Below are 26627 nucleotides of genomic sequence, written 5' to 3' on the forward strand. Positions count from 1 at the left end.
GATACACTCCTTTATATTTTATCGACAAAAATCGTGCTGGCCGCCTTAAAGCTGACGGGGATTTTCTTTCTATCATTTTGGATAGTGATCGGTCCTTCATAAGCTGCGATGTCAACGATCTCATATTCTTCGTTGATATTCAGGTCAATAGTGACTAAGTAATCCAACAATTCTTTTTCATCAAGCACTCGTGCGATACGCACTTTTGTACCGACAGGATAGGACTCCAATGTTTGTCGGCGTTCTTCATGGACAACTTCCTCTTTTTTAGGAATCGATCCTCCATGAGGACAATGTTCAGGATGATTCAAATAGTTTTCTAAATGATCTGCAAGATGTTCCGAAGTCACATGTTCCAATACTTCAGCATCATCATGGACTTCATTCCAGCTATAGTCTAAATGTTCAACTAAAAAAACTTCCCATAAGCGATGTTTGCGAATCAGACTGCTAGCTTTTTGCAGTCCGCTTGCAGTCAATTGTACACCTTGATAAGGGGAATGTTCTACAAGCTCTTCTTTCACAAGTTTAGAAATCATTTCACTGACAGATGCAGCTGAGACATCTAGACTAGATACGATTTGTTTATTGTTGACTTTCGTTGTATCTCCACCTAGTTCTAAAATGATTTTCAAATAATCTTCTCGATTTGGTGTCATATTCGATCATCCTTTCATGGTAAAAAACCATCATTAGTAAGTGTAACAAAAAAAACGTTAATTGACTATTTTTCTAAATAAAAAACAAAGGATTTTTAGACGTTTTTACAACAAAAAACGAAAGATGATAGAGAAGACTCATTCTTTCGTTTATAAAGGATATATATATACATTGGGAGGGATCTATTTTTCAGATAACAACTTATATGAAGTGTCTGCAGATTCGTCATAAAGAGTTTGTTCGGGATAAGAAAAGATAAGATAAAAACCATACTGATCACGTACGACTAAACGATATTCATCTATTTCTACCACAGATGTGCCAAGAGACTGACCGTTGATCAAAAACGTGTAATCAGATGTAATCTGTAATTGTTGTTTTTGCTGGCTATCACTAAAGAACCATGTACCTTGATACTTTGAGAGTCCTTCTGACTTTTCCGCTTGTTTTTTCTTTTTCAAGTAAATAAAACTTGAGAGAACGGTAATGAGTGAACCAAGAAAATAGATCATTTTTTTTATCACCAAATCACTCCTTTATGAGAAAATAATCGCATAGACATATTCTTTCTTCTTTATTTCATTGTACCGAATAAAAGCTAAAATTTCTCTAAGACTTTCGACTGGTTTTTTTACTGTTTTTCTACAAATTATGATAGGATACATAGTAGGAAGAAAGGTGACATAATTTGAAGTATCAGCAAGTGGAAATAGCTTTTTTTATTGACCGCCCGAATCGGTTTATAGCACATTGTATGAAAAAAGACGGAGAAATAATTATTGCGCATGTCAAAAATACAGGTAGAGGAAAAGAGGTCCTGATACCAGGCGCTGAAGTGGCTATTGTATTTGCTCCTGGACCTAAACGGAAAACCGCCTATGATCTGATTGCTGTAAAAAAGAAGGGTGACTGGTTTAATATCGATAGTCAATTGCCTAATCGGCTGGCAATTGATGGTATTTTAGACGGCACGATCCTTTTACCAGGATTAACTGGTCCATTTACGGTATACAAGCGTGAAGTAACTTATCTTCACTCCAAATTTGATATTTATTTAGAGACGGTGGTCGGACAAAAAGCATTTGTTGAAGTCAAAGGTATGACACTTGAAAATAAAGCGATTGGTGCTTTTCCTGATGCGCCCACACTCAGAGGATTGAAACATATAGGAGAATTAACGTATGCCGCACAAGATGGTTATGCCGCTTATGTCTTGTTTATTGCTCAGTTCGAACATCTTCATCTGGCAACGATCCATGAAGAAATGCAACCAGCACTAGCTGATATGGTTCGACATGCGCAGCAAAGCGGAGTTCAAATCCTCGCCTATAATTGTCAAGTATCGGCAGATGAGGTAACTGTCAAGCAGGCCATTCCATTTGATGTAGATATCCCTTTTGAAGATCCTATACAATAGAAAGAAGGTAAAATAATGATCAACTTAGGTATTATCGGAACAAATTGGATTACTCATCAATTTGTCCAAGCAGCTTTAAGCACAAAAAAATATGAATTGACAGCGGTATATTCTAGACATTTGGAAAAAGCACAGGAATTTGGTTCTCATTATGAAGGGGATATCGAATTCGCAACAGATTTGAAGACTTTTTTCAATATTACTCATATGGACACCATTTATATTGCTTCTCCGAATAGTCTTCACTTTAGTCAAGCTAAGCAAGCAATTTTGGCAGGAAAAAATGTGATAGTTGAAAAGCCAGCTTTTTCGACGCCAAAAGAAATGGATGAAATCATCCATTTGGCAAATGAACACAATGTGTATTTTTTTGAAGCAGCAAGAAATATCCATGAATCAGGTTTTAAAAAGATTGCCGATTACTTACCATTAAAAGACGAGATAATCGGTGCAAATTTCAGCTATATGAAATATTCTTCGCGCTATGACCAAGTATTAGATGGAGAAGAACCGAATATCTTCTCGACTCATTTCTCAGGTGGTGCATTGATGGATTTAGGTGTTTACCTTGTATATGCAGCTGTTGCTTGGTTTGGAATGCCAAAAGAAGTCCATTATTTCCCAAGAAAGATTTCTACTGGTGTAGATGGTCTTGGATGGGGGATCTTACGTTATGAGAATTTTGATGTATCGATCCAGCCAGGTAAAATCGGTGATTCTTATTTACCGTCAGAGATTTATTTTGACTCAGGAACGCTAGTGATGAATGGAGTCAATGCAATTGAACAAGCACAATTTCATGATCGCGCGCATAAAGAAATCATTGATTTGGCGGTAACAGCTGCAGAAAATCCAATGGCAGATGAAGCAGAGGATTTTGCCAATGTCATGGCTCATCCGAAAGATCCAGCTTGGGGATTGTTGTATGAAGAGTGGATCGAGCTAGCTAGAAATGTGAACCAAGTGATTTATGATTTAAGAAAAAATGGCGGCATCAAATTCGATGCAGATAATGAGGAAGATTTTTAATGAACGAATTTGTACAAGTATTTCCCGAAAATTGGCAGAAAAAATATGAGGATAAAGGGTTTATCTCACCTTCTCTTATTCAACGAGCAGTTTTTCAGCCACTAAGTAATAAACAAAGTATAGTAGCGGTTTCTCCTACAGGTTCAGGTAAAACACTGGCTTATCTTTGGCCTCTACTACTAAACGTGGAACCAGGTGAAGCAAGTGCGTTGGTCATTTTTGCTTCTTCTCAAGAACTAGCTATTCAAGTAGCAGATGTTGCACGTGAATGGGGAAAAGACAAAGAGTTGAAAGTCCAATCTTTGGTGGGCGGAGCCAACGTCAAACGTCAGATTGAGGGTTTGAAGGAAAAACCAGAAATCTTGATTGGTACACCAGGAAGAATATTGGAATTGATGAAAGCAAAAAAAATAAAAGCACATCAAGTGAAAACAATGGTATTTGATGAAGCAGACCAGCTATTTGACGCTGGGAACAGCCAAATCATTGATCAAATTCTTCATCAAGCTCCAACAGAGTATCAGCTAGCTTTTTTTTCAGCGACAGCAGATCGTTCCCTTGAAAGCATTGAAAAAATCACTGGGAAAACGTTTGAGACAATTGACGTGACAGCAGAGGACGATTCTCGAAAAGGACTGAGACATTACTTTTTACGTGTACCGATACGAAAGAAAGATGACTACTTGAGACGTCTCACGCATATAGAAGATTTTCATGGTCTGATTTTCTTTAATCAACTGACTGAATTAGGCGTAATGGAAGAAAAATTGCTGTATAGAGGTGTACCGGTAGGAAGTCTGGCCTCTGATCAGAACAAGCTACTCCGAAAAGCAGCGCTAGAACAATTCAAAAAGAAAATGGTCAGAGCACTTTTGACCACAGATGTGGCGGCTAGAGGTTTAGATATTACAGGTCTTCCTTATGTAGTGAATGCAGAAGTTCCGTTAAGTGAAGAAGCTTATTTGCATCGTTCGGGAAGAACTGGTCGAATGGGTAATGAAGGAATAGTAATTACACTCGTACAAGATAATAATCTAAGAGATTTAAAACGGCTTTTACGTCCATCAAATATAACACTTGAAGAGATTTTTTTATACGGAGGTAAGCTGCAAACTGAGCAGCCAACCAAAGAAGATGCAGCTCCTGCAGTAAATAAAAAGTATGCGAAAACTTTTTCTGGAAAGGAGCAGAACCCAGAATATAACAAAGAAAAAATAAGAAAAAAAGTTAAAAATAAATCAAAAAAAGAGAGAAATAAAGGAGCAAGGCGCAAATAAGCGCCTTTTTATGCTATGATTATGAAAACGGGAACAAAATTGGTTGCCAGAGGAGGGGTTATGTGAAAGAACGTCAAGAAGAGATCTTGCAGCTATTGACAGAAAACCAACAAGGATTGACAGCAAGTGATGTAGCTGAGCGCTTAACTATCGATCGAAGCAATGCAAGCCGATATTTAAGTGAACTATACAAGGCCCATCATATTGTAAAAACCGCTGGCCGACCAGTCGTTTACTCTTTGCCAACGGAAAAGTCAAAATCTGATGAAGTGCATGTCGACTCTTCTACGCAAGTGACTTTTGAAACACTCGTTGGAGAAAATGATTCTTTAAAAGTCAGCATACAGCAGGCAAAAGCTGCGATTCTTTATCCACCGCGGGGGTTGCATACGATTATTTTTGGAGAAACTGGTACAGGGAAGTCGATGTTTGCTGAATGTATGTATCATTTTGCAATCGATTCAGAGATGCTTTCTGCAGATGCGCCATTTGTTTCTTTCAATTGTGCGGATTATGCTCAAAATCCGCAACTGCTCTTTGGACACATCTTTGGGATCAAAAAAGGGGCTTACACAGGAGCAGCTCAAGATAGTCCCGGTCTAATAGCCAAAGCAGACGGCGGTATATTGTTTTTAGATGAGATCCACCGTTTACCGCCGGAAGGGCAGGAAATGCTGTTTACTTTCATTGATAAAGGTATTTACCGTCCGCTTGGAGAAAGTGCACAAGTACATGAAGCATCTGTTCAGATCATTGGGGCGACGACTGAATCTTCAGAAAGTTTCTTATCTACGTTCAATCGACGGATTCCTATGGCAATCACCTTGCCGAATCTTGCTTCACGTTCACTGGATGAGCGTTATGAAATCATCTCTCTTTTTATCAAACAAGAAGCGAATCGTTTGAATCAACGTATCGATATCGAAAAAGAAGCGATTCTTGCCTTCATGCTTTATGATGCGGAAGGAAATATCGGTCAAGTGAAACGAGACTTGAAACTAGTCTGTGCAAAATCTTTTTTACATTACCGTACTCATCATGAGAAAAAGCTAATCATTCGAAAAGAAGAACTTTCCCTTCAAGTACAAAAAGGATTACTGAAAATCAAGGAAATACCGGAACGTCTCGACCGATTCATGGACAGCAAAAGTCAGTATTTGACATTTGAACCAGGATTTGCTGATGTTGTCTGGTCACAAGATCCAGAACGAAACATGCAGGTCTATAACGATATTGAGGAAAAAGTCACTTCTCTTTCCGAAACCGGTGTGGAGAACATTGATCTAGAGACCCTCATTTCAAAAGATGTGGATGCTTATTTCCAGACATATGTCAAAGAATTGACTAAAAGTTCGATTCCCAAAGATCTTTTGCCAGATGAAATCTGGCGGTTAACCAATCAATTGTATGATGTGGCTGAAAAACGGTTAGACCGTATTTATAATGAAAAAGCTCGTTTTGCTTTTGCTTTGCATCTGCAAAGTACATTGGATCGTGTGAGAGAAGGTCATATGATCGTCCACCCAGATTTGAATAACGTACGGAAAAATTTTAAGAGGGAATTCCAGGTAGCAATCGATCTTTCAACGATCATTGAAGAAGAAGAACAAGTTGAGATTCCTTTTGATGAAATCGGCTTTATTAGTATGTTTCTTTCTATCAATCTAGGAGAAAGTGAGCCTGTTAAAGAAAACAAAGTAGATGTTCTCATATTGATGCACGGCAGACAGACTGCTTCAAGCATGTTGGAGATGGCACAAGAACTATTAGGAACAAAAGTAGGGAAAGCTTTTAATATGCCACTGGTTATGGAAGTTCAAACAATGTATGAAGAAGTGTTACAATATGTCAAAAACTATCAAGAGCATTTGACGAATGGCCTACTCTTGTTAACAGATATGGGATCATTAAACACCTTCAGTGATTTGATTTATGAAGAGACTGGCATTCGGACGAAAGCTATCACGATGACAAGTACCATGATTGTGATAGAAGCGATACGGATGGCAAGTGTTGGAAGAAGCTTAGAAGATATTTATCAAAATATCCAGCTTTCCTTTGAATCGATCGTACGTGATCAGTTCAAAGCGGAAAAGTCTGAAACTTTACAGCGTAAAAAAGCCGTAATCGTGACATGCTTTACTGGTGAAGGAGTAGCTGCCAAATTATATCAGCGTATTATGCCAGTGATTAATCAAAATAAGGTAGAACTGATCCAGATGCAGTTTTTAGAACGTGAATCATTCAAAAAACACATCGATGCCTTATTGGAAGAATATGAGATCAAAGCAATTGCGGGAACAGTTGATGTTGATTATCAAAATATCCCATTTTTTTCAGCCTATGACGTTTTTGATGATGAAAAACTAAATATTTTAAAGCGTATAGCTGATGATGAGATCCCGACAGCTAAAATTGTCGATTCACTTGCTGGATCATTAAGCGATGTCTTTTCTATTGATGAACTGATCCGTTCATTGCAAAAGACAGTTCAGCAGATCCAGACCGATTTGTCGATTATCGTGGAACCTGGAGTAGATACTGGAATCGTTATCCATTTAGCCTTCATGTTAGACGGATTGATCAAACAAGAAAGCCATCGGCAATTTGAGAAACTGTCTATTTTCTCAAAAATTTATCGTTTGGAAATGGATATCGTTCGGGCAAACTTGATGGCACTAGAACGAAAATATCAGGTAAAAATTCCAGAAGATGATATCGCATTTCTTACACAAATGTTTCTTGAAAATAAAATAAAAAAATGAACACACTAATCATACTGTTTACACACTAAACATCTGTGTGCGCACTATAAAAAAGAGCTAAAAAGCATGAAAACGCTATTTCAGCTCTTTTTTTTATTGGCATGCTTCTTGCGTTATATAAAAGTGTAAAAAAATAAAAGGAGTGTTAAAAATGGCAAAAAAAACAATCATGTTAGTTTGTTCAGCAGGGATGAGTACGAGTTTATTGGTCACAAAAATGCAAAAAGCAGCAGAAGAAAAAGGGATGGAAGCCGATATTTTTGCGGTCTCTGCCTCAGATGCAGATAATAATTTAGAATCTAAGAATGTCGATGTATTATTATTAGGTCCTCAAGTACGTTTCATGAAAGCTCAATTTGAACAAAAACTTGCGCCTAAAGGTATTCCATTAGATGTCATCAATATGCAAGACTATGGCATGATGAACGGAGAAAAAGTTCTTGCACAAGCAGAAAATCTAATGAAATAAATCAAGTATGCAGTTGGGGGTATAACAACGTGGAAGATCAACAAAACCTAGAAGCCATCATGGGGTTAATCATGTTTGGCGGTAATGCAAAGAGCGATGCAATGGAAGCGATTGCGGCTGCTAAAATCGGTGATTTTGAGTTAGCGGATAGGAAAATCGCTGATGCAGAAGAATCACTTATACAAGCGCATCATGCACAAACAGACATGTTGACACAAGAAGCACAAGGAAATCATATGCAAGTGACATTATTGACTGTTCACAGTCAAGATCACTTAATGACATCTATTGCGTTTACTGATTTAGCAAAAGAAATCATCGAACTTTATCGTCGCGTATACAGCGAATAAATACAACTTCTTTTTTGAACGGAAGAAGAAAAATTTTTGAACGGATTTTTTATTTTGTTATAAGGAGAACTCTCTTTATATAAAAAACTTATAGGAGGAAGTAAAAAATGAACGGACTATCAAGTTGGATGGAGAAATACATCCTGCCGGTTGCCGCAAAAATCGGAGCGCAAAAACATTTAGTTGCTTTGCGTGATGCTTTTATCGGCACACTGCCCGCAACAATGGCGGGATCAGTCGCTGTAATGATCAATGCAATTATTCGTGATTTACCGCAACAGTTTAACAGTACCTATGCTGACAGTGGTTCTGTTGCAAAGTTTTAAATCTACTATCAAATAAGGTAGAATAATAGAAAAAGATAGCAGGAGGAATGACGATGAATCATTTTAAAGGAAAGCAATTTCAGCAGGATGTGATTATTGTAGCCGTGGGCTACTATCTTCGTTATAACCTTAGCTATCGTGAAGTTCAAGAAATCTTATATGATCGTGGCATTAACGTTTCTCATACGACGATTTATCGTTGGGTGCAAGAATATGGCAAACTACTCTATCAAATTTGGAAAAAGAAAAATAAAAAATCCTTTTATTCATGGAAAATGGATGAAACGTACATCAAAATTAAAGGAAAATGGCATTATTTGTATCGAGCCATCGATGCAGATGGTTTAACCTTGGATATTTGGTTACGTAAAAAACGGGACACACAAGCAGCCTATGCTTTTCTTAAGCGGTTAGTGAAGCAGTTTGATGAACCGAAGGTTGTAGTCACAGATAAAGCCCCCTCTATTACAAGTGCCTTTAAGAAACTAAAAGAATACGGCTTTTATCAAGGGACAGAACATCGTACCATTAAATACCTGAATAATTTGATTGAACAAGACCATCGTCCAGTAAAGAGACGCAATAAATTCTATCGAAGTTTACGCACTGCCTCTACCACGATTAAAGGCATGGAAGCCATTCGAGGATTATATAAGAAAACCCGAAAAGAAGGCACTCTCTTCGGGTTTTCGGTCTGTACTGAAATCAAGGTATTATTGGGAATCCCAGCTTAAATCATAGATACCGTAAGGGATTTTATTCTTTATTTAAAACTTTGCAACAGAACCAACTAGACTGTGCAAAATAGAGACACTTGAAAAATCTATCGGGGGTCAGAAACTTAATAGTTTTTGACACATAAACAAAATCGCGATATAATGGGGTTGAGAGTGTTTCATAAACTTATGTCATAAAGTTAAGGAGATTTCGCATGATTTTAGAGAATAAATTGGGATTAACCAATCAAGTTGAGTTGGCTAAGGTTGAAGAAAAACTCAGTAAACAAAAAGCGAAAGAATTGTACGATTGTGGAAAAATAAATGAAATCGAAGTTGGTACATTTAAAGGTTTATCTGAAATTCATGAATTTCTATTTTCGGATATTTACGATTTTGCCGGAAAAATCCGATCGGTCAATATTGCAAAAGGAAATTTTCGATTTGCACCAGTTATGTATTTAGAACATTCGTTACAGCATATTGATCAGATGCCACAAACTTCTTTTGAAGAGATTATCAAGAAATATGTGGAGATGAATATCGCTCACCCATTTCGAGAAGGAAATGGCCGAAGTACTAGAATTTGGCTGGATCTCATTTTAAAGGAAGAATTGCAAAAAGTTGTAGATTGGAACTTAATCGATAAAGCAGACTATCTTTCTGCAATGGAGCGAAGTCCCATAAACGATTTGGAAATACGCTATCTAATTTCCAATGCTCTGACTGATAAAATTGACGATCGCGAGTTATATATGAAAGGAATCGATGTCAGCTATTTCTATGAAGGGTATTCTGAGTATACGATAGATGATTTGTAAAAGTAGGTGGACCAAATGACGAAATATGGATATGCACGTGTCTCAACCGCTTCTCAAAGTACAAAAGAACAAATTCAACAGTTGCTTGAGAACGGCGTAGAGAAGAAGAATATTTTTTCAGAAAAATTTACGGGTATAAAACGGGATCGGCCAAAATTCAATCAGCTGTTGGCTGGTCTGAAGCCTGGAGATGAAATAGTTGTTACGAAGCTTGATCGATTTGCTCGTAACACGAGAGAAGCATTAGAGATCATTGAACCTTTACTCGATGATAACGTAACGATCAAGGTTTTGAATCTAGGAACGATTGAAAATACGTCCATGGGGCGAATGGTGACACGGACGTTGTTGAGTGTAGCAGAAATGGAACGTGATATGATTGTGGAACGTACCCAAGAAGGAAAAATGTTTGCAAGAAAGAATAATCCTAATTTCAGAGAAGGACGTCCGAAAGCAACAATCACACCGAAGAAGAGGCACGCATATGAACTGCTTACTTCAGGTAAATCGTATAAGGAAGTTGAAGCTATAACCGGTTTCAGTCGCAGTACGCTTTTTAGAATAAAGAAGAAAATTGAAGAAAGTTAAAAAAGAAGTCTCAGCGAACCAGACAGGTAAATACTTAATGCGTTCTAGATATGAGTCTATTAGCATGTTGTGAAATATAATATTTTTTTATTTACTTGATTTCTGCTCAAAAAATGTGTATGGTAACTGTAAAAGGTAAAGTAATTAAAGGTATGCTAGCCACGCTTACTATATTAGGATACCATCATATATTTATAATGAACGATTTGTTCGTCTACCAAACAACACATATCGTTCAGCGTAAGTCACGTTTAGGAACGTGGCTTTTTTAGTGTTATTATCGATAAATAATCTATTGACTCTATTGATTTTATCTCCATATCCCTACGGTGTTGATTGTCTTTAGATCTTTCATTTAAGAACCAAATAACTATCATAAAAATCAGCACTGCTGCTAATATAATAAACAGCATTCCTATTGTGATATTACTGGATTTGAGTCAATATCTTGGACACATTTTAGTAGAGACGGTTAAGCCATTTTTTCTTTTGCTAATTCTTCAAATTCCTGTGGGGTTAGATAGTGAATCGAGCTATGGATTCGATTTCGGTTATAAAATCCTTCAATGTAGCTAAATAGCGCTCGATTTGCTTCTTCAAAATCTGAGTAGCTAGTCGTGTAGACTTCTTCTTTTTTCAATGAGGCATGGAAAGATTCGATTCCAGCATTATCATAAGGTGTTCCTTTTCTACTATAAGAATGCCTTATTTTGTTGGTTTTAAGCCATTGTTCCACTTCTCTTGCTGTGTATTGGCTGCCCAAGTCAGTGTGTAGAATCATTCCTTCTGGAATGTGATAATGTATTTTTGCTTTATTCAATGTTTGAATGACACAATCCACAGTCATTCGTTTTGAAAATGTATAACTAATAATTCTTTTCGTGTGTAAATCCATGATTGAAGATAAGTAACACCAACCATTTTTCTTAGTAGGAATGTACGTAATGTCAGCTGCCCATTTCTCACAGATCGTTTCAGTAGAAAAGTCCTGATTTAAGAGATTCTCTTTTGAAATGATGGAATGGCAACAGTTTTTTTGACAAATTTTATAAGGTGCAGAACTTCTTTCCGTATGCTATTCCGATTGTCCTTGACAATGAGCCTCCTCGGATGTGACGATCTTCGGCAGGAGCTAACAGTTAAAGTTAGACTGCCTCGCTAGCGTTAGCACATCCGAGCTCATTATCAAGGATTCGCTGCGCCAATCTCTGGTTACGGTAACCAACCGGTGTCTCGTAGCCAAGTGTACCGTGCAACCGAAGGTGGTTCCACCAATTGACATAGTCAAATAACTCCAAATCCAATTGTTGTAAGGTTTCAAATGTGTATTGATAGACAAATTCTACTTTCAACGACTTATAAGTTGATTCAGCTACGGCATTATCAAAAGGACAGCCTTTATGACTCAATGATCGATTGATGTCAAAAGTTGTTAATAATTCATCAATAGCTTGGTTATCAAACTCTTTTCCACGATCAGTATGAAAAATCTCAACCTCTGTCAGAGGTTGTTTGATACGGCTAAATGCTTTTTTTACTAGAACGGCATCTTTATGTTCTCCACAAGAATAGCCGAGAATTTCTCGATTGAACAGATCCAAAATGAAACAGACATAATTCCATTTTTTCCCGACTCGTACATAAGTCAAGTCTGTTACGATCGCTTCTAATGGGTTGTCTCTTAAGAATTTACGATTCAATACGTTTGTCGTTTTGGCTTCATTGCAAGTAGAATGATGTACTTTAAAATAAGCAACAGTATAGCTCGATTTTAATCCTCTATTTTTCATGATTCTACTAATTTTTCGTCGGCTGATCTGAATGCCTCGTTTTGATAAGGCTTTTTTTATTTTTCTTGAGCCGTAGGCCTTTCGGCTGCGGATAAATTCTTCAGCGACTACTTCTTCAAGTTCTGATTCGTCTTTCTTTGGTTTTGATTGATAATAATAGGACTGACGTGATAGACCTAATATTCTGCACATCGCTGATATAGGGTAAAGATGCTTATTCGCATCGATTACTTGTCTCTTCGTCCGAATATCAGCGCTGCTTGCTTTAAAATATCATTTTCCATTTCTAATTGCTGGTTTCTTTTACGTAGTTCTAACAATTCTTTTTGTTCAGGCGTAAGATTATCTTTTTCTTTGAATGAACCACTCGTTTTAAATTGCTTTACCCATTTGTCAAATGCTGAAGCCGTTAGTTCATATTCTCGAATGATTTCTACACGTGGCTTTCCAGCTAAGTAAAGATTGACGATTTGTTGCTTGAATTCTTGTGAAAAAGTTCTTCGTGTTCTCTTAGACATAAAAATTCCTCCTGGTATGTTTTCTTCTAGTCTACACACCTTAATTTTTCTGTCTAGTTAATTGTAGCCTATCCATGATCGGTTTATTAGACCTTTGAGGTCTATATTTTTTAACTACAATCGACCTTAAATTTAATTGTTTCATTAGCTTTTGGACATGTTTAAGAGATACTGAAATCCCTTCTTTTAATAAAACTTGATGGATCTTTGTGGCACCATAGCGTTGTTTATTCGTAAAAAAAATTGTTGAAATCTTCTTTTTCAACTTATTATTTCTGATTTCTGTAGCTGTCAACGGTTTATTCTTATAAAAATAATAGACACTTCTAGGGATTTCTAATAACCGACACAACAAAGAAACAGTGTAATCCTTACACCATTTTTCAATAAATTGAACAAGCGAATTTAGGTTTTCCGAGAGAATATGGCTGCGGCTTTTTTTAAGATTTCAAGTTCCTCATTTAAACGAGCATTTTCTTTTCTCAGTTCAGCTACTTCTTTTCCAGTCAGTCCTGTGGACTGATCAGGTAAATATAAATTCTTCCATTTGTAAATCGTTGCTTCAGATAAGCCATATTCTTTCGCTAACCCTCGAACAGAACGTCCAGTTTGATTCAGTTCAACAATCATTTGTTTAAAATTTTCTTCATATCGGGTCATAAAAATTCATCCTCTCGTAGATAAGTTTAATTTATTCTTGTCTCTACGAAAAGCTGTCTAAGATTTGATACTAACACCAAATGTTGTATACCCCCAAACAATACACATATTTTGAAGGATTAGGATTAATAAAGCTAAAAATATAGTAAGTATACTAAATATATTTACTATATCTAGTATACTTACTATATTTTAATCTTTTGATCGTCTATTATATATAATCCGTTCCTCGTCGTTTAAAGTATCAACATAGGCGTCCATTGCAAGTTTGACTATTTCATACATAGGAATATCTTTTGCATAACTAAGATCCCGAATGGTTTTTAGTACGGGAGGATCTACTTGAACTGGTTTTCTTTCTTTCGCAGTGTACTTTCGTTCCCCTAACTCGACATTAATATCATCTTTAATTGAAATATCTTCAGCACCAATTTTCTTCTTATCTTTGTTCGTTGGTAATAATGCCATTTAGTTTAATCTCCTTTCCAAGAGGTAGGATATGATTGGCCATTGAGTCAGCATATTTAGGTGTATAATCAAATCCTTCAATATCACCATGTTGTTCATAGTATTCAATTCTTTCTTCTAATTCTGTAAAGATGTCTGCAAAAATAGCCCACCATCTTCGATCTACATAATCATTTAATTGGATACCATTCTCACCATACATTTCTAACCGATCCGAGCCTTTAACAATGCTTTTAAAAATGTTTGATTCACCATACTTATCAATTGTTTTTTGATAGTTTGCGTGTTGAGAGGAACGTCGCACTGAGAAAAGAACAGGCAAAATTCCAATGATTTGAAGATGAGACTCTTCAAAATTCGTGACAATCGGAACTAAAACTTTATTAATAAAATCTTCTGTTCCTTCCATTGCGTACCGTTTTAATTCTTGCATTGCAATAATATAATCTGCAGCAGTTAAGAATGCACGAACCACATTATCTGTTGATGGTGGGCAGTCGATAAAGATATAATCGAAATTTTTTCTCAATTCTTCTAAAGGTTTAATGAAGGCCAATGATCTCTTACGACGATCAGGATATTTTTCGGACAAGTATTCATTAAGTTCTTCAGATCCAGGAGAGCCAGCCATAATATATAAATGTGGACTTACTTGAGTAATACCTGAAACCCAGTCCCCTTTTTTGATTGCTGCAGACATGGATCGATCAAAGCTAGTAATTTGATACGTTGATCCAATGTTGGAAGTAGTATTTCTTTGTTGGTCATAATCAATTAGCAACACGTCTTTTTCAAAAAGTTGACTAGAAACAATCGCTAATAAATCATTGTCTGTAGTCTTACCAATGCCGCCTTTTCTACCTGTAAGCATTACAACTTTTCCTAGTTTATCTGATGTTTTAAATGCAGTCCGTAAGTTTTCCATAGTTCCCTCCAATTTCCTATACTAAATATATTTAGTATACTTCATATACTTAATATATTCGATATATCTAATATACTCCAAATTGATAAGAATTCAGACTTTATAAGGAATATAGTGGATATACTAAATATATTTGCTATATTCAGTATATCAGATATATTCAAAATGTCAAAATATATTTGTGCGTTTTGCGTTGACAATTTAGAGTGAAAAGAGGTAAACTTAATTCTATAGAAACCACAGATAATTCACTATTTACAAAGTAGCAAAAGCAGTGGTACTCTTTAAACAGAAAAATTACATAAAAAAAAGAGACGGAAATAATTGATTTTAGCAGAATCAATTATTTCTGAATCACATGGTTAGGACATGTGTTCACGCTCGTCTCAAGAATATGTAAGTAGCTACCAACTACTTATATTAAAAGTTGATCGGATACCTTTTCCGATTGCCTTTATTCTACCAAAAAAAGGCGAGCAACTCAACAGAAGAACGTTTATTTAGTGTACTTAAATTAAATATTCTTAAACACTGAAGAGAGAACACATACTATGGCTGAGATTAAAGCTAAACTGTGTTCTCTTTTTGTTTGAGAAAGGACGTTACAATCGATGTTGAGCGAAATTTATTCAGCTATTCTTAAAAACGGCTTACGTACATACAAATATCGAAACAGCACCATGAAACCTGCAGGTCATATTGATTCCAGTAGGAGTGGTGCTATCTTTGCGTACCGTAGCAAGCAATTAATGAATGTTGGGCGTGGTATGGTCATTACTTCGGAAGAAGCTATTTTAGAGAACGAAAAGAAACTAACGCATTGGACACCTAATACCTATCGCTTTGGTACTTATGCGGATGATTATCGAACAGTGGTTAAAGGTCATTCTGAGAAAAACTTAAGTCAAATCAACACATTTGTAGTTGATATCGATTCAAAAGAGAACCATCAAGGCGAAATTATTTTAGCCTGTTTAGATCAAGTGGGCTACATGCCAACGCTAATTTTAGAATCAGATCATGGTTATCAAGTTTATTTTGTACTAAAGACACCAGGCTATGTCACAAAGAAAAGCAATTTCAAGGTGATCGATGTAGCAAAAAAAATTTCAAAAACAATTCGTCTACAGTTGGCTGAAAAATTGTCCGGAGTGGATCTAGGATGTAACCACTTCGGAATTGCTCGATTCCCACAAGAAAATAATATTGTTTTTAAAGAAATGAACTATCAGTATTCTTTTGCTGACTGGATTCAATGGTCGATGAAGCTTGAATCAGATCAAAAAACAAAAGAAGATCGAGAACGAAAACTAATTGTCTTTCCTGAGAAAAAAGAAATTCGTCAAGTAGATGAACCGTGGTTCGATATGTTACTTCATAAAGCAAACATCGTCGGCGGAGAAGGACGTCTTGGTCGAAATAATGTGATTTTCACGCTTTCTTTAGCTTATTACTCTTCAGGTTATGCATTGGATACTTGCGAATACAATATGTTCACATTCAACGAACGGTTACAGGAACCGCTATCTGAAGCAGAATTAGTAAAGATTGTACGTAGTGCTTATTCTGGTAATTATCAAGCAGCAAGCAGAGAATTCATTATTGAATTGTGCCAGCAATGGGTTTCACCAACCTTAAAAAATAATGATCTGTTCATTCAACGACGTGGCTGGTGGAAATTTAAAAAGCCACGAGATCAAAGAAAATATAGTCATAAAAATGAATGGAAAGAAGATCTATTGGCTTATCTAAGCGAAAAAAGTCTTGCTAGTGAGCCTTATTTGAACCTGTCAAAAAAAGAATTGGCTTCACAACTAACGATGCCCAAGCGAACACTTGATAAGATCTTAAATGAGTTACGAGAGGAGAATAAAGTCTTCTACAAGGTAACACGAGGAAGAAATGGCGGAATGATCATTGCTTCAGTCAAAACGTTGTTCGCGAGGGTTATTCAACTAAGTAAAGAAAAGAGACTAGATTATTCAACAAGGATCACAGAGGTATTTGGACTCAACGAGAGCTTAGTAGAAGAGACATTTAGACAATTATCAACCCCCTTGAACCCTCTTAAAGAAGTGAATCTTTTTGAAGTAGATACAGGTTGAAAAATAAAAGGTGCAAATTGCCTTATACAATATATCTATGATACTTCTGTAGGTGTTGCTCCCTTTGCCTAGCTACGTGTAGGTGGTATACTTATAACTGCGTATGCAGTCTTATGTATCATGGAGGAAGTTGTATGTCGTTAAAAAATTATGTCTATTCACATCCTGTTAATGTGTTTATCATTGGTCGTTTGGGATTATCTGTGGAAGTGTTCTGTGAGCTTTATGGTTTTAAGCAGGGGACTTTGTCTTCTTGGGTTACCAGGGAAAAAACAGTTGCTTCTTTGCCGATTGAGTTTCTTCATGGGTTGTCCTTAGCTTCTGGGGAGACTATGGATCAGGTATATGATTGTTTGTGTGTGTTAGAGCAGGAGTATATTGAGTATAAAATAGCTAACGAGTTAAGAAAAAGGAAGAAGTATATCCAGTAGTAGTTTTTATTTACTCTTAATTGTCAAATTAAGTTAGACAAATCATCAATACTTACGTAACTCAAAAATACTTCCAAAGGTGTTCGATAATTCAGTGATTTTCTAGGAATATTATTTCGTTTCGATGCGACAGATTGAATAAAAGATTCATCTACTGAATTGAAATCCATAGATTTCAATAAACCATCTCTACGTAACAATCCGTTAGAATTCTCGTTTAGGCCTCTTTGAGACGGCGTTCCTGGATCAGCGAAATAAATGGCAATATCATTGGCATTACTGATCTGTTTCCAATTTGAAAATTCCTTTCCACAATCAAAAGTGATGGATTTGAATAGATTTTTCGGTACAGATTCAAACCAATGATTTAATTTGTTTTCAATATCAATCGCTTGTCTACCACACGGTTTCAATGTGATGATAACTTTTGATAATCGCTCAACTAAGGTAATTACAGCACTTTTATGTTTCAAACCTACGATAGTGTCACCTTCAAGGTGACCAAACTCATTTGAGAATTGGCTATAATCTTTTTCACGTTCATGAATAGAGCGACGGAAAGCTTGTTTTCCACGTCTTTCTTGATGTCCATTTGGTTTACGCTTGCCTTTCATCGGTAAGTCAGAAGGATTAAATAGCCCCTTTTTGAACATACGATAAATGGTACGAGCAGAACAACGAATAGGAAACGCTGCACGACCAACAATCACATCGGGTGTCCATCCTTGAACAACCTTTCTTTGAATATATTCTGATTGTTCCTCAGGTAAAACAAGCGGGCGTCTACCACAGTTTGATTTGTTTTTCTTATACTGTTGATAGTACTCTAAGGCTGATTTTCCTTGCTTGAAGAACAGGTATACTTTATGGATCGTTTGTCTTGAACGATTCAAGAAATGCGCAGTTTTCGCAACAGATTGATTTATTTTGAAATAAGACTCTATCATTACAAGTTCATCCGTTGTAAGATGGGTATAGGTCATTTGTACTCACTCCTTATAATTCTTTGGACGGAACTATTTTGAGTGTAGCACAAATGACTTTTTTAGTTGTCTAGCTTAATTTTACAATCGGCGTACTTAAAAAATTGGTTCATTGAGCAACCTATCGCTGCTAAAGTAGCAAAGGAAAACGTTAAAGGAAAGAATTTAGGGAAGAAATCGAAATGAAATCGGACGACTGGATTGAACACACCTGGCTTCCTCTGAAAAGAAATAGCAAACGAAAGAAATTTTGGGTATTGCAATTATGGCCATTAGGAAAACTTTGTAGTTACGGGGCACGACTTATTCTTGATTTAACCGTTTACTCGATTGGAGTATTTGGAACGGCTTATTACTTGATAAATGATCCCAATAGGATTGCAGCATCAGACATTTTTACAGTGCTAATGACGTTGATTTTTGTCATGCTATTGTCTATTTTTACTCAATTAGTCATGCAATTTACCAGGCAAAAATTAACAGCAGGAAAACTTTTCAAAAGCCTATTCGATTTAATTGTTGTAAATGCAATTCTAGCGACTTTAATAAAACAAATTGAACAATCTGGAAGAACAACAAAAGGAGTGAAGGATTTTTTATTGACGTTTATTCACTTTGTAAATGGACACATGTATTTGTTTGAAGTGGGTATTATTCTCTTTTTTGTCGGGTATGTATCCACGAAACTTATTAAACGTTCAATTGAAAAAGAAATTGAAATTGACCTGATTCCGACACTTCTTGGTTATGAGTACAATGTTGATTTTGGAAGATATGACGAATTGATCGGTTCTGTTGCAAAGTTTTAAATCTACTATCAAATAAGGTAGAATAATAGAAAAAGATAGCAGGAGGAATGACGATGAATCATTTTAAAGGAAAGCAATTTCAGCAGGATGTGATTATTGTAGCCGTGGGCTACTATCTTCGTTATAACCTTAGCTATCGTGAAGTTCAAGAAATCTTATATGATCGTGGCATTAACGTTTCTCATACGACGATTTATCGTTGGGTGCAAGAATATGGCAAACTACTCTATCAAATTTGGAAAAAGAAAAATAAAAAATCCTTTTATTCATGGAAAATGGATGAAACGTACATCAAAATTAAAGGAAAATGGCATTATTTGTATCGAGCCATCGATGCAGATGGTTTAACCTTGGATATTTGGTTACGTAAAAAACGGGACACACAAGCAGCCTATGCTTTTCTTAAGCGGTTAGTGAAGCAGTTTGATGAACCGAAGGTTGTAGTCACAGATAAAGCCCCCTCTATTACAAGTGCCTTTAAGAAACTAAAAGAATACGGCTTTTATCAAGGGACAGAACATCGTACCATTAAATACCTGAATAATTTGATTGAACAAGACCATCGTCCAGTAAAGAGACGCAATAAATTCTATCGAAGTTTACGCACTGCCTCTACCACGATTAAAGGCATGGAAGCCATTCGAGGATTATATAAGAAAACCCGAAAAGAAGGCACTCTCTTCGGGTTTTCGGTCTGTACTGAAATCAAGGTATTATTGGGAATCCCAGCTTAAATCATAGATACCGTAAGGGATTTTATTCTTTATTTAAAACTTTGCAACAGAACCGATTTTCCTATCTTATGCTATTTGATGATTACAATAAAATTGATCTTACCTTATTGCCCTTGGAAGAGTTAGATAATTACCTAAAGGGCGATAAATTAATAAAGGTTCTAATTGATAAAGATTGTAGAATTAAAAGGGACATAGTTCCGACTGATATAGATTATCATGTAAGAAAGCCAAGCGCAAGGGAGTATGATGATTGCTGCAATGAATTTTGGAATGTAACACCTTATGTTATTAAAGGATTGTGCCGTAAGGAAATTTTATTTGCTATTGATCATTTTAATCAGATTGTTCGCCATGAGCTGCTGAGAATGATATCATGGAAGGTCGGCATCGAAACAGGCTTTAAATTAAGTGTAGGCAAGAACTATAAGTTTATTGAAAGGTATATATCCGAGGATTTGTGGGAGAAACTTTTGTCCACCTACCGGATGGATTCCTATGAAAACATATGGGAAGCATTATTTCTATGCCATCAATTGTTCAGGGCGGTATCCGGTGAGGTGGCGGAAAGGCTTCATTATGCCTATCCGGAGTATGATAGGAATATAACAAAATATACCAGGGACATGTATAAAAAATACACTGGTAAAACCGGCTGCCTGGATAGCACATATGCCGCTGATATAGAAGAGAGGCGGGAACAGTGATTACAGAAATGAAAGCAGGGCACCTGAAAGATATCGATAAACCCAGCGAACCATTTGAGGTGATAGGTAAGATTATACCGAGGTATGAAAACGAGAATTGGACCTTTACAGAATTACTCTATGAAGCGCCATATTTAAAAAGCTACCAAGACGAAGAGGATGAAGAGGATGAGGAGGCAGATTGCCTTGAATATATTGACAATACTGATAAGATAATATATCTTTACTACCAAGACGATAAATGCGTCGGAAAAGTTAAACTGCGAAAAAATTGGAACCGGTACGCTTATATAGAAGATATCGCCGTATGTAAGGATTTCAGGGGGCAAGGCATAGGCAGCGCGCTTATCAATATATCTATAGAATGGGCAAAGCATAAAAACTTGCATGGACTAATGCTTGAAACCCAGGACAATAACCTTATAGCTTGTAAATTCTATCATAATTGTGGTTTCAAAATCGGCTCCGTCGATACTATGTTATACGCCAACTTTGAAAACAACTTTGAAAAAGCTGTTTTCTGGTATTTAAGGTTTTAGAATGCAAGGAACAGTGAATTGGAGTTCGTCTTGTTATAATTAGCTTCTTGGGGTATCTTTAAATACTGTAGAAAAGAGGAAGGAAATAATAAATGGCTAAAATGAGAATATCACCGGAATTGAAAAAACTGATCGAAAAATACCGCTGCGTAAAAGATACGGAAGGAATGTCTCCTGCTAAGGTATATAAGCTGGTGGGAGAAAATGAAAACCTATATTTAAAAATGACGGACAGCCGGTATAAAGGGACCACCTATGATGTGGAACGGGAAAAGGACATGATGCTATGGCTGGAAGGAAAGCTGCCTGTTCCAAAGGTCCTGCACTTTGAACGGCATGATGGCTGGAGCAATCTGCTCATGAGTGAGGCCGATGGCGTCCTTTGCTCGGAAGAGTATGAAGATGAACAAAGCCCTGAAAAGATTATCGAGCTGTATGCGGAGTGCATCAGGCTCTTTCACTCCATCGACATATCGGATTGTCCCTATACGAATAGCTTAGACAGCCGCTTAGCCGAATTGGATTACTTACTGAATAACGATCTGGCCGATGTGGATTGCGAAAACTGGGAAGAAGACACTCCATTTAAAGATCCGCGCGAGCTGTATGATTTTTTAAAGACGGAAAAGCCCGAAGAGGAACTTGTCTTTTCCCACGGCGACCTGGGAGACAGCAACATCTTTGTGAAAGATGGCAAAGTAAGTGGCTTTATTGATCTTGGGAGAAGCGGCAGGGCGGACAAGTGGTATGACATTGCCTTCTGCGTCCGGTCGATCAGGGAGGATATCGGGGAAGAACAGTATGTCGAGCTATTTTTTGACTTACTGGGGATCAAGCCTGATTGGGAGAAAATAAAATATTATATTTTACTGGATGAATTGTTTTAGTACCTAGATTTAGATGTCGGTTCTGTTGCAAAGTTTTAAATCTACTATCAAATAAGGTAGAATAATAGAAAAAGATAGCAGGAGGAATGACGATGAATCATTTTAAAGGAAAGCAATTTCAGCAGGATGTGATTATTGTAGCCGTGGGCTACTATCTTCGTTATAACCTTAGCTATCGTGAAGTTCAAGAAATCTTATATGATCGTGGCATTAACGTTTCTCATACGACGATTTATCGTTGGGTGCAAGAATATGGCAAACTACTCTATCAAATTTGGAAAAAGAAAAATAAAAAATCCTTTTATTCATGGAAAATGGATGAAACGTACATCAAAATTAAAGGAAAATGGCATTATTTGTATCGAGCCATCGATGCAGATGGTTTAACCTTGGATATTTGGTTACGTAAAAAACGGGACACACAAGCAGCCTATGCTTTTCTTAAGCGGTTAGTGAAGCAGTTTGATGAACCGAAGGTTGTAGTCACAGATAAAGCCCCCTCTATTACAAGTGCCTTTAAGAAACTAAAAGAATACGGCTTTTATCAAGGGACAGAACATCGTACCATTAAATACCTGAATAATTTGATTGAACAAGACCATCGTCCAGTAAAGAGACGCAATAAATTCTATCGAAGTTTACGCACTGCCTCTACCACGATTAAAGGCATGGAAGCCATTCGAGGATTATATAAGAAAACCCGAAAAGAAGGCACTCTCTTCGGGTTTTCGGTCTGTACTGAAATCAAGGTATTATTGGGAATCCCAGCTTAAATCATAGATACCGTAAGGGATTTTATTCTTTATTTAAAACTTTGCAACAGAACCGGAAAATCCCTTTTCTTCAGGTGGGAATAATTCCATATCCTCCGGCTTTTGCATCATTATTATATTCCCAAATTGATTAAGCCAGTCATCATTAGATATAAACGGTTCTATATCACTTACAAAATATGTAATATCATAATCCTGAAATTCATCTTTAGGTATATTAATATTTGCGCGTGACCCCTCAAGGGTCACAATTCGAATACGTTCATCCTGTTCTGCTAAAGAAAGTACTAAATCCATCATTTCTTTTTCTGATCTCATTTACATACTCCTCGTTTATTTTTTCTATATTATTACATCTTCTTTTTTGCCGATACAATCAGCATCATTGGGCGTCGCATTTCATCCGCCATCCCCGGAATATCCATCATGTTCTCTGGCGGCTGTGGCTCCACAATCTGATTTATTATAAAACTATTTGAAAGCAGTGTATTTAGATATGTGGTCAGTGTTCTATGATATTTTGTAACCTTTTCTTCCAAAAACATAGCTGTCCGTTTGCCCTCATAATAATAATTGTCCACCGGGAAATGCAGTATTTCTCCTTTTTCGTTATAATACCAGTCTTGTGTTCCATGAGCAGTAAAAACAGGATGTTCAACTGTAAAAACTAAATTGCCACCAGCCTTCAGCATCCTATATATCTTTTTTATTAAATTCTCATAGTCTGCTACATAATGAAACGCAAGCGAACTTAGTATTACATCAAAGCTCTCCTCTGGGAAATCCACATCTTCTATGGCACAGCATTCATATTCAATCTGTGGAAAATGGGTTTTTCCTTTTGCTACTTCGAGCATTTTATGAGAAATATCAACACCTACTACAGAGGAAGCACCGTTTTCCATCGCATATATACAGTGCCATCCATAGCCGCATCCTAAATCAAGCACACGCTTACCCTTAAAATCAGGTAGCATCTTTTTCAAAGTCTCCCATTCTCCCGCACCAGCCAGTCCTTTCTGCGAGCGACTCATTTGACTGTATTTTTGAAAAAATATATTATCATCATATTTGTTTTCTTTCATCTGAACTCTCCTCGTTTAAAAAGTTATTTATCTCCGATACAATTTCATTCACTTCTTTATAAAGTTTCTCGGTCATATCGTAGCATTCAAAAAGAGAAAGACCGAGTACTTCAAAAATATGATTAACTCTTTCGGCATATTTTTCAGGTTTATATTCAAAAGTTTCAAGCAGTTTTATAGCTTTCTTTTCGTTAATGCAATAAGCATTATTACATGCAAATAGTACTTGATTTAAGCATGAAATAATACGAAAAACATGGCCTGCAATATAATATTTATCCTCTACCCCCGCATTTGCTTTTACAAACATTAAAGAGAATTCAGCTTCAAATATAAAAAAGTTCATCAAGCTTTTCTTTAGAGCAGTAGGGTAAATTTCTGCCTGCTTTTTTAATTCGCATAAGCTTTCGTTCTTAGCATATAGTATTTTACTAATCGCTAATTCTCCACGATACATTGCACTTATATAACCATGGGGATGCCCGGTCTGATAATTGGCAGTAACAATTCCTTGCTCCGTATCTTTGATTATTTGTTCTACCCGTTTTATATCACGTAAAATCAAGTCAACATGATACCCATTTATAAATAACCATCCGCCGCCATTAATCCAATCACCCCACGCTCCGGGAGGCACAACAAGGTTGTTTCTATTTTTATCATCCAATTCTGTAGCAATTTGATTAATCGCTGTCAGGTCAAATGAGTCTGAATTGTAATAGATTCCGATATCTATATCAGAATTTTCTGTATGGGTGCCTCTTGCACGTGAGCCCCCTAATACGATGCCTTCTATAAAAGGCAAAGATGATAATTTCTCTGTTACTATTTGAATAACATTACCTACCATATAAACATCCTCCTTTATTCGTTAGATATTTTTATTTCTTCTCCATCTGGTAAAATAAATGCCTGCACAAACTTGACACCTAGCACATCAGCAATGGCCTTCAACTCATCCAAGGTTACTGTTTCTCGTTGTAATTTTTTATTGAAATTCTGTGGAGTCTGGCCAATACGTCTAGCAAGTTCGGAAACACTTATATTCATTTGCTCACACAGTTCTTTAATCATTTCTGCCGTAGTCATACAGCACCTCCAAGTTTACGCTAAGAATATTATAAACCATTTGGTTGATAAACACAATAGTTATTAAAATATTATTATAATCAGCAAGCAAAAGAAAACCCACAACTCTACTGTAGAGTCATGGGCTATTTACTTCTGGTTTTCATATTTCCATTTCGATGCCAGATTTGAAGGCTATGACGAAGTGGCCTTCATAGACTGTAACGCTCTGGATTATCTTCCTTACAAGCTTATCATCATATTCTAAGGTGCGGAATTTGTTCTTGCGGATAAATTCAATCAGCTCATTGATTCGCTCGTTCTCGCCACTGAGGGAGGCATCTTCTACTAAAAGGATCTGTCGCTTGTCTCTCAGCTCATCAATCTCATCTGCTAAGTGGTCATAGTCTTGACCCTTGTTCGCCAGCTTGATTAGTTCTTTTTGTTTTTCCTCTAGTGAGTTGTTAATCTCTGAAATTTGGTATTCTGTGGTTTCGCCAATCACAGCATGAATATTCTCTTCCAGTGTCTTTATCATATTGTTCCCACCTGCAAGTAGCTTATTAATCGCAGTCATTACTGCACCATAAAGTTCATCTTCTTTTACGGTTCGGTTCTTACAAACTTCAGGACCTTGCTCGATTCTAGTCACGCATCGCCAGACAAATTCTTTTCTTCCGTGGATATTCCAATAGACCCGTCTATAAATATCGCCACAATCTCCACAGAAGGTGATGGCACTTAAAGCGTACTTGCTACTGTAAATTCTTTTGTTCTTGCCTTCTCCTGTGTAGATATTGCTTCTCCGATGAATTTCTTCTTGCGCCTGCAAAAATAACTCTTTAGGAATAATCGCTTCATGGCTATTTTCAACATAATATTGGGGAACATGCCCTTCATTTTTCACTCGTTTCTTGGTCAGAAAATCTACTGTGACAGTCTTTTGCAGAAGGGCATCTCCGATGTATTTTTCGTTTTGAAGTATCTTCTTAACTGATTCTGGTCGCCATCTTGGTTTTCCCGCTGCTGTTAAAATACCATCCTTTTCAAGGGCTCGACCAATGCCCACTAGACTCTGACCCTCAAGGTATTCTCGGTAGATGCGTTTGATAATCTCAGCTTCTTCGGGGACAATAGTTAAATTTCCATCTTCATCTTTCGTGTAGCCCATAAATCGCTTATGGTTGACCTGCACCTTTCCTTGTTGGTATCGGTACTGTAGCCCAAGCTTAACGTTTTGTGAAAGGCTCTGGCTTTCCTGCTGTGCCAAAGATGCCATAATAGTCAGCAAAACCTCACCTTTGGCATCCGTGGTGTTGATGTTCTCTTTCTCAAAATAAACTGATATGTTCTTATCCTTGAGCTGTCTAATGTATTGAAGGCAGTCTAGGGTGTTACGCGCAAATCGGCTGATGGATTTTGTAATAACCATGTCGATGTTACCGTCCATACACTCTGCAATCATGCGATTAAATTCGTCACGCTTTTTAGTGTTCGTACCAGAGATACCATCATCTGCAAAGATGCCAGCAAACTCCCATTCATTATTTTTCTTTATAAACTCTGTATAGTGTGAGACCTGAACCTCATAGCTAGAATTTTGTTCTTCTGTTTCTGTAGAAACACGGCAATAGGCAGCAACACGAAGTTTCTTTATCTTTTCTTTTGCGGCTGTACTTCCTACTCTTTTACGAGCAGGAATAACCATTATATTTTTCTCTGTCACT

The 26627-nt window shown here is 36.8% G+C and carries 27 protein-coding genes and 5 pseudogenes; 18 read left to right on the forward strand and 14 right to left on the reverse strand.

Translation table 11 applies throughout. The annotated features are described in order from the left end of the window. Nucleotides 1–11: 11 nt before the first annotated feature. A complete protein-coding gene (locus ACIFUW_RS03595) occupies nt 12–659 on the reverse strand; it encodes a metal-dependent transcriptional regulator (protein WP_002286616.1) in 648 nt (215 codons plus the stop codon). Nucleotides 660–842: 183 nt separating this feature from the next. Further along, complete coding sequence (locus ACIFUW_RS03600) at nt 843–1184, reverse strand: DUF4828 domain-containing protein (protein WP_002294538.1); 342 nt, start codon at nt 1182–1184, stop codon at nt 843–845. Nucleotides 1185–1348: 164 nt separating this feature from the next. Here ACIFUW_RS03600 and sfsA point away from each other — a divergent pair, with 164 nt between their 5' ends. The 10 genes and pseudogenes from sfsA to ACIFUW_RS03650 all read left to right on the forward strand — a co-directional run bounded on the left by sfsA (nt 1349) and on the right by ACIFUW_RS03650 (nt 10418). Continuing rightward, nucleotides 1349–2077 carry a DNA/RNA nuclease SfsA gene (sfsA, locus tag ACIFUW_RS03605; protein WP_002286614.1) on the forward strand — a complete coding sequence of 243 codons (729 nt, stop codon included), beginning with the start codon at nt 1349–1351 and terminating at the stop codon, nt 2075–2077. A 15-nt stretch (nt 2078–2092) separates the two neighbouring features. Beyond that, nucleotides 2093–3106 carry a Gfo/Idh/MocA family protein gene (locus ACIFUW_RS03610; protein WP_002286612.1) on the forward strand — a complete coding sequence of 338 codons (1014 nt, stop codon included), beginning with the start codon at nt 2093–2095 and terminating at the stop codon, nt 3104–3106. After that, a complete protein-coding gene (locus tag ACIFUW_RS03615) occupies nt 3106–4383 on the forward strand; it encodes a DEAD/DEAH box helicase (protein ID WP_002286608.1) in 1278 nt (425 codons plus the stop codon). The genes ACIFUW_RS03610 and ACIFUW_RS03615 overlap by 1 nt, the downstream gene beginning before the upstream one ends. 62 nt (nt 4384–4445) lie before the next feature. After that, complete coding sequence (locus ACIFUW_RS03620; RefSeq protein WP_002286607.1) at nt 4446–7148, forward strand: sigma 54-interacting transcriptional regulator; 2703 nt, start codon at nt 4446–4448, stop codon at nt 7146–7148. Nucleotides 7149–7299: 151 nt separating this feature from the next. Then, on the forward strand, nt 7300–7617 hold the full coding sequence (locus ACIFUW_RS03625) for a PTS sugar transporter subunit IIB (RefSeq protein WP_002286606.1): 318 nt from the start codon (nt 7300–7302) through the stop codon (nt 7615–7617). Nucleotides 7618–7646: 29 nt separating this feature from the next. After that, the gene (locus tag ACIFUW_RS03630; protein WP_002286604.1) at nt 7647–7967 is read left to right on the forward strand and encodes a PTS lactose/cellobiose transporter subunit IIA; all 321 of its coding nucleotides are present in this window, start codon (nt 7647–7649) and stop codon (nt 7965–7967) included. A gap of 107 nt (nt 7968–8074) precedes the next feature. Continuing rightward, nucleotides 8075–8272 (forward strand): annotated as a pseudogene (locus tag ACIFUW_RS03635) (PTS sugar transporter subunit IIC); the annotation flags it as partial. Between the two features lie 74 nt (nt 8273–8346). Continuing rightward, entirely contained in the window at nt 8347–9027 is a 681-nt protein-coding gene (locus ACIFUW_RS03640; protein ID WP_001015311.1) for an IS6-like element IS1216 family transposase, read from the forward strand. Between the two features lie 197 nt (nt 9028–9224). Continuing rightward, a complete protein-coding gene (gene fic, locus ACIFUW_RS03645; RefSeq protein WP_000599739.1) occupies nt 9225–9830 on the forward strand; it encodes a protein adenylyltransferase Fic in 606 nt (201 codons plus the stop codon). A 15-nt stretch (nt 9831–9845) separates the two neighbouring features. After that, the gene (locus tag ACIFUW_RS03650; RefSeq protein WP_169038514.1) at nt 9846–10418 is read left to right on the forward strand and encodes a recombinase family protein; all 573 of its coding nucleotides are present in this window, start codon (nt 9846–9848) and stop codon (nt 10416–10418) included. A gap of 472 nt (nt 10419–10890) precedes the next feature. On the opposite strand, the pseudogene ACIFUW_RS03655 reads toward ACIFUW_RS03650, so the two are convergent. The 6 genes and pseudogenes from ACIFUW_RS03655 to ACIFUW_RS03680 form a co-directional block, all read right to left on the reverse strand. Next, nucleotides 10891–11439: pseudogene (locus ACIFUW_RS03655) on the reverse strand (IS3 family transposase); the annotation flags it as partial. A gap of 124 nt (nt 11440–11563) precedes the next feature. Beyond that, nucleotides 11564–12726 (reverse strand): IS3 family transposase gene (locus tag ACIFUW_RS03660; RefSeq protein ID WP_086953888.1). Its coding sequence is split into 2 segments (ribosomal slippage): nt 11564–12450 and nt 12450–12726, totalling 1164 coding nucleotides; the frame shifts between segments, so codons are not numbered across the junction. Nucleotides 12727–12766: 40 nt separating this feature from the next. Further along, nucleotides 12767–13081, reverse strand: coding sequence for an IS3 family transposase (locus tag ACIFUW_RS03665; protein WP_000882571.1), 315 nt, complete (start codon nt 13079–13081; stop codon nt 12767–12769). Between the two features lie 50 nt (nt 13082–13131). Further along, complete coding sequence (locus ACIFUW_RS03670) at nt 13132–13386, reverse strand: transposase (RefSeq protein ID WP_000199136.1); 255 nt, start codon at nt 13384–13386, stop codon at nt 13132–13134. A gap of 192 nt (nt 13387–13578) precedes the next feature. Further along, entirely contained in the window at nt 13579–13854 is a 276-nt protein-coding gene (prgO, locus tag ACIFUW_RS03675) for a DNA segregation protein PrgO (protein WP_001196543.1), read from the reverse strand. Next, nucleotides 13826–14779, reverse strand: a complete 954-nt coding sequence (locus ACIFUW_RS03680; RefSeq protein ID WP_000429439.1) for a ParA family protein — start codon at nt 14777–14779, stop codon at nt 13826–13828. The genes prgO and ACIFUW_RS03680 overlap by 29 nt, the downstream gene beginning before the upstream one ends. 611 nt (nt 14780–15390) lie before the next feature. Here ACIFUW_RS03680 and ACIFUW_RS03685 point away from each other — a divergent pair. Then, nucleotides 15391–16884, forward strand: coding sequence for a primase C-terminal domain-containing protein (locus ACIFUW_RS03685; RefSeq protein WP_000947691.1), 1494 nt, complete (start codon nt 15391–15393; stop codon nt 16882–16884). Nucleotides 16885–17018: 134 nt separating this feature from the next. Continuing rightward, nucleotides 17019–17315, forward strand: coding sequence for a replication control protein PrgN (locus ACIFUW_RS03690; protein ID WP_000053907.1), 297 nt, complete (start codon nt 17019–17021; stop codon nt 17313–17315). Nucleotides 17316–17338: 23 nt separating this feature from the next. Here ACIFUW_RS03690 and ACIFUW_RS03695 read toward each other — a convergent pair whose 3' ends face one another. Continuing rightward, nucleotides 17339–18298: an IS30 family transposase gene (locus ACIFUW_RS03695; protein WP_002287225.1), complete on the reverse strand. Its 960-nt coding sequence runs from the start codon at nt 18296–18298 to the stop codon at nt 17339–17341. 182 nt (nt 18299–18480) lie between these two features. Between ACIFUW_RS03695 and ACIFUW_RS03700 the strand changes: the two are divergent. From ACIFUW_RS03700 to ACIFUW_RS03725, 6 genes and pseudogenes are all read left to right on the forward strand, one after another. After that, nucleotides 18481–19092, forward strand: a pseudogene (locus tag ACIFUW_RS03700) (hypothetical protein); the annotation flags it as partial. Nucleotides 19093–19160: 68 nt separating this feature from the next. Continuing rightward, nucleotides 19161–19841 carry an IS6-like element IS1216 family transposase gene (locus ACIFUW_RS03705; RefSeq protein WP_001015311.1) on the forward strand — a complete coding sequence of 227 codons (681 nt, stop codon included), beginning with the start codon at nt 19161–19163 and terminating at the stop codon, nt 19839–19841. A gap of 29 nt (nt 19842–19870) precedes the next feature. Beyond that, nucleotides 19871–20548: pseudogene (locus ACIFUW_RS03710) on the forward strand (aminoglycoside 6-adenylyltransferase); the annotation flags it as partial. Next, complete coding sequence (gene sat4, locus ACIFUW_RS03715) at nt 20545–21087, forward strand: streptothricin N-acetyltransferase Sat4 (RefSeq protein WP_000627290.1); 543 nt, start codon at nt 20545–20547, stop codon at nt 21085–21087. The pseudogene ACIFUW_RS03710 and the gene sat4, both read left to right, overlap by 4 nt. Nucleotides 21088–21179: 92 nt before the next feature. Then, complete coding sequence (aph(3')-IIIa, locus tag ACIFUW_RS03720; protein ID WP_001096887.1) at nt 21180–21974, forward strand: aminoglycoside O-phosphotransferase APH(3')-IIIa; 795 nt, start codon at nt 21180–21182, stop codon at nt 21972–21974. A 92-nt stretch (nt 21975–22066) separates the two neighbouring features. Then, nucleotides 22067–22747, forward strand: a complete 681-nt coding sequence (locus tag ACIFUW_RS03725; protein ID WP_001015311.1) for an IS6-like element IS1216 family transposase — start codon at nt 22067–22069, stop codon at nt 22745–22747. Between the two features lie 54 nt (nt 22748–22801). Here the strand turns inward: ACIFUW_RS03725 and ACIFUW_RS03730 are convergent. The 5 genes and pseudogenes from ACIFUW_RS03730 to ACIFUW_RS03750 form a co-directional block, all read right to left on the reverse strand. Then, a pseudogene (locus ACIFUW_RS03730) lies at nt 22802–23065 on the reverse strand (aminoglycoside 6-adenylyltransferase); the annotation flags it as partial. 32 nt (nt 23066–23097) lie between these two features. After that, nucleotides 23098–23832, reverse strand: a complete 735-nt coding sequence (locus tag ACIFUW_RS03735; RefSeq protein WP_000662263.1) for a class I SAM-dependent methyltransferase — start codon at nt 23830–23832, stop codon at nt 23098–23100. Continuing rightward, a complete protein-coding gene (locus ACIFUW_RS03740; protein ID WP_000233000.1) occupies nt 23813–24682 on the reverse strand; it encodes a nucleotidyltransferase domain-containing protein in 870 nt (289 codons plus the stop codon). Before ACIFUW_RS03740 ends, ACIFUW_RS03735 begins: the two co-directional genes overlap by 20 nt. Before the next feature lie 14 nt (nt 24683–24696). Further along, nucleotides 24697–24921: a helix-turn-helix domain-containing protein gene (locus ACIFUW_RS03745; protein WP_000205227.1), complete on the reverse strand. Its 225-nt coding sequence runs from the start codon at nt 24919–24921 to the stop codon at nt 24697–24699. A gap of 142 nt (nt 24922–25063) precedes the next feature. Further along, on the reverse strand, nt 25064–26626 hold the full coding sequence (locus ACIFUW_RS03750; RefSeq protein ID WP_000136908.1) for a recombinase family protein: 1563 nt from the start codon (nt 26624–26626) through the stop codon (nt 25064–25066). Nucleotide 26627 lies beyond the last annotated feature (1 nt).

It is taken from the genome of Enterococcus sp. PLH-Efm8, from assembly GCF_053011625.1.

Excerpts from the sequence above, each read along its gene's own strand:
- ACIFUW_RS03595 (WP_002286616.1), bottom strand. The coding sequence starts at position 659 with ATGACACCAAATCGAGAAGATTATTTGAAAATCATTTTAGAACTAGGT.
- ACIFUW_RS03610 (WP_002286612.1), top strand. The coding sequence starts at position 2,093 with ATGATCAACTTAGGTATTATCGGAACAAATTGGATTACTCATCAATTT.
- ACIFUW_RS03615 (WP_002286608.1), top strand. The coding sequence starts at position 3,106 with ATGAACGAATTTGTACAAGTATTTCCCGAAAATTGGCAGAAAAAATAT.
- ACIFUW_RS03625 (WP_002286606.1), top strand. The coding sequence starts at position 7,300 with ATGGCAAAAAAAACAATCATGTTAGTTTGTTCAGCAGGGATGAGTACG.
- ACIFUW_RS03640 (WP_001015311.1), top strand. The coding sequence starts at position 8,347 with ATGAATCATTTTAAAGGAAAGCAATTTCAGCAGGATGTGATTATTGTA.
- fic (WP_000599739.1), top strand. The coding sequence starts at position 9,225 with ATGATTTTAGAGAATAAATTGGGATTAACCAATCAAGTTGAGTTGGCT.
- ACIFUW_RS03650 (WP_169038514.1), top strand. The coding sequence starts at position 9,846 with ATGACGAAATATGGATATGCACGTGTCTCAACCGCTTCTCAAAGTACA.
- ACIFUW_RS03670 (WP_000199136.1), bottom strand. The coding sequence starts at position 13,386 with ATGACCCGATATGAAGAAAATTTTAAACAAATGATTGTTGAACTGAAT.
- prgO (WP_001196543.1), bottom strand. The coding sequence starts at position 13,854 with ATGGCATTATTACCAACGAACAAAGATAAGAAGAAAATTGGTGCTGAA.
- ACIFUW_RS03680 (WP_000429439.1), bottom strand. The coding sequence starts at position 14,779 with ATGGAAAACTTACGGACTGCATTTAAAACATCAGATAAACTAGGAAAA.
- ACIFUW_RS03685 (WP_000947691.1), top strand. The coding sequence starts at position 15,391 with ATGTTGAGCGAAATTTATTCAGCTATTCTTAAAAACGGCTTACGTACA.
- ACIFUW_RS03690 (WP_000053907.1), top strand. The coding sequence starts at position 17,019 with ATGTCGTTAAAAAATTATGTCTATTCACATCCTGTTAATGTGTTTATC.
- ACIFUW_RS03695 (WP_002287225.1), bottom strand. The coding sequence starts at position 18,298 with ATGACCTATACCCATCTTACAACGGATGAACTTGTAATGATAGAGTCT.
- ACIFUW_RS03705 (WP_001015311.1), top strand. The coding sequence starts at position 19,161 with ATGAATCATTTTAAAGGAAAGCAATTTCAGCAGGATGTGATTATTGTA.
- ACIFUW_RS03725 (WP_001015311.1), top strand. The coding sequence starts at position 22,067 with ATGAATCATTTTAAAGGAAAGCAATTTCAGCAGGATGTGATTATTGTA.
- ACIFUW_RS03735 (WP_000662263.1), bottom strand. The coding sequence starts at position 23,832 with ATGAAAGAAAACAAATATGATGATAATATATTTTTTCAAAAATACAGT.
- ACIFUW_RS03740 (WP_000233000.1), bottom strand. The coding sequence starts at position 24,682 with ATGGTAGGTAATGTTATTCAAATAGTAACAGAGAAATTATCATCTTTG.
- ACIFUW_RS03745 (WP_000205227.1), bottom strand. The coding sequence starts at position 24,921 with ATGACTACGGCAGAAATGATTAAAGAACTGTGTGAGCAAATGAATATA.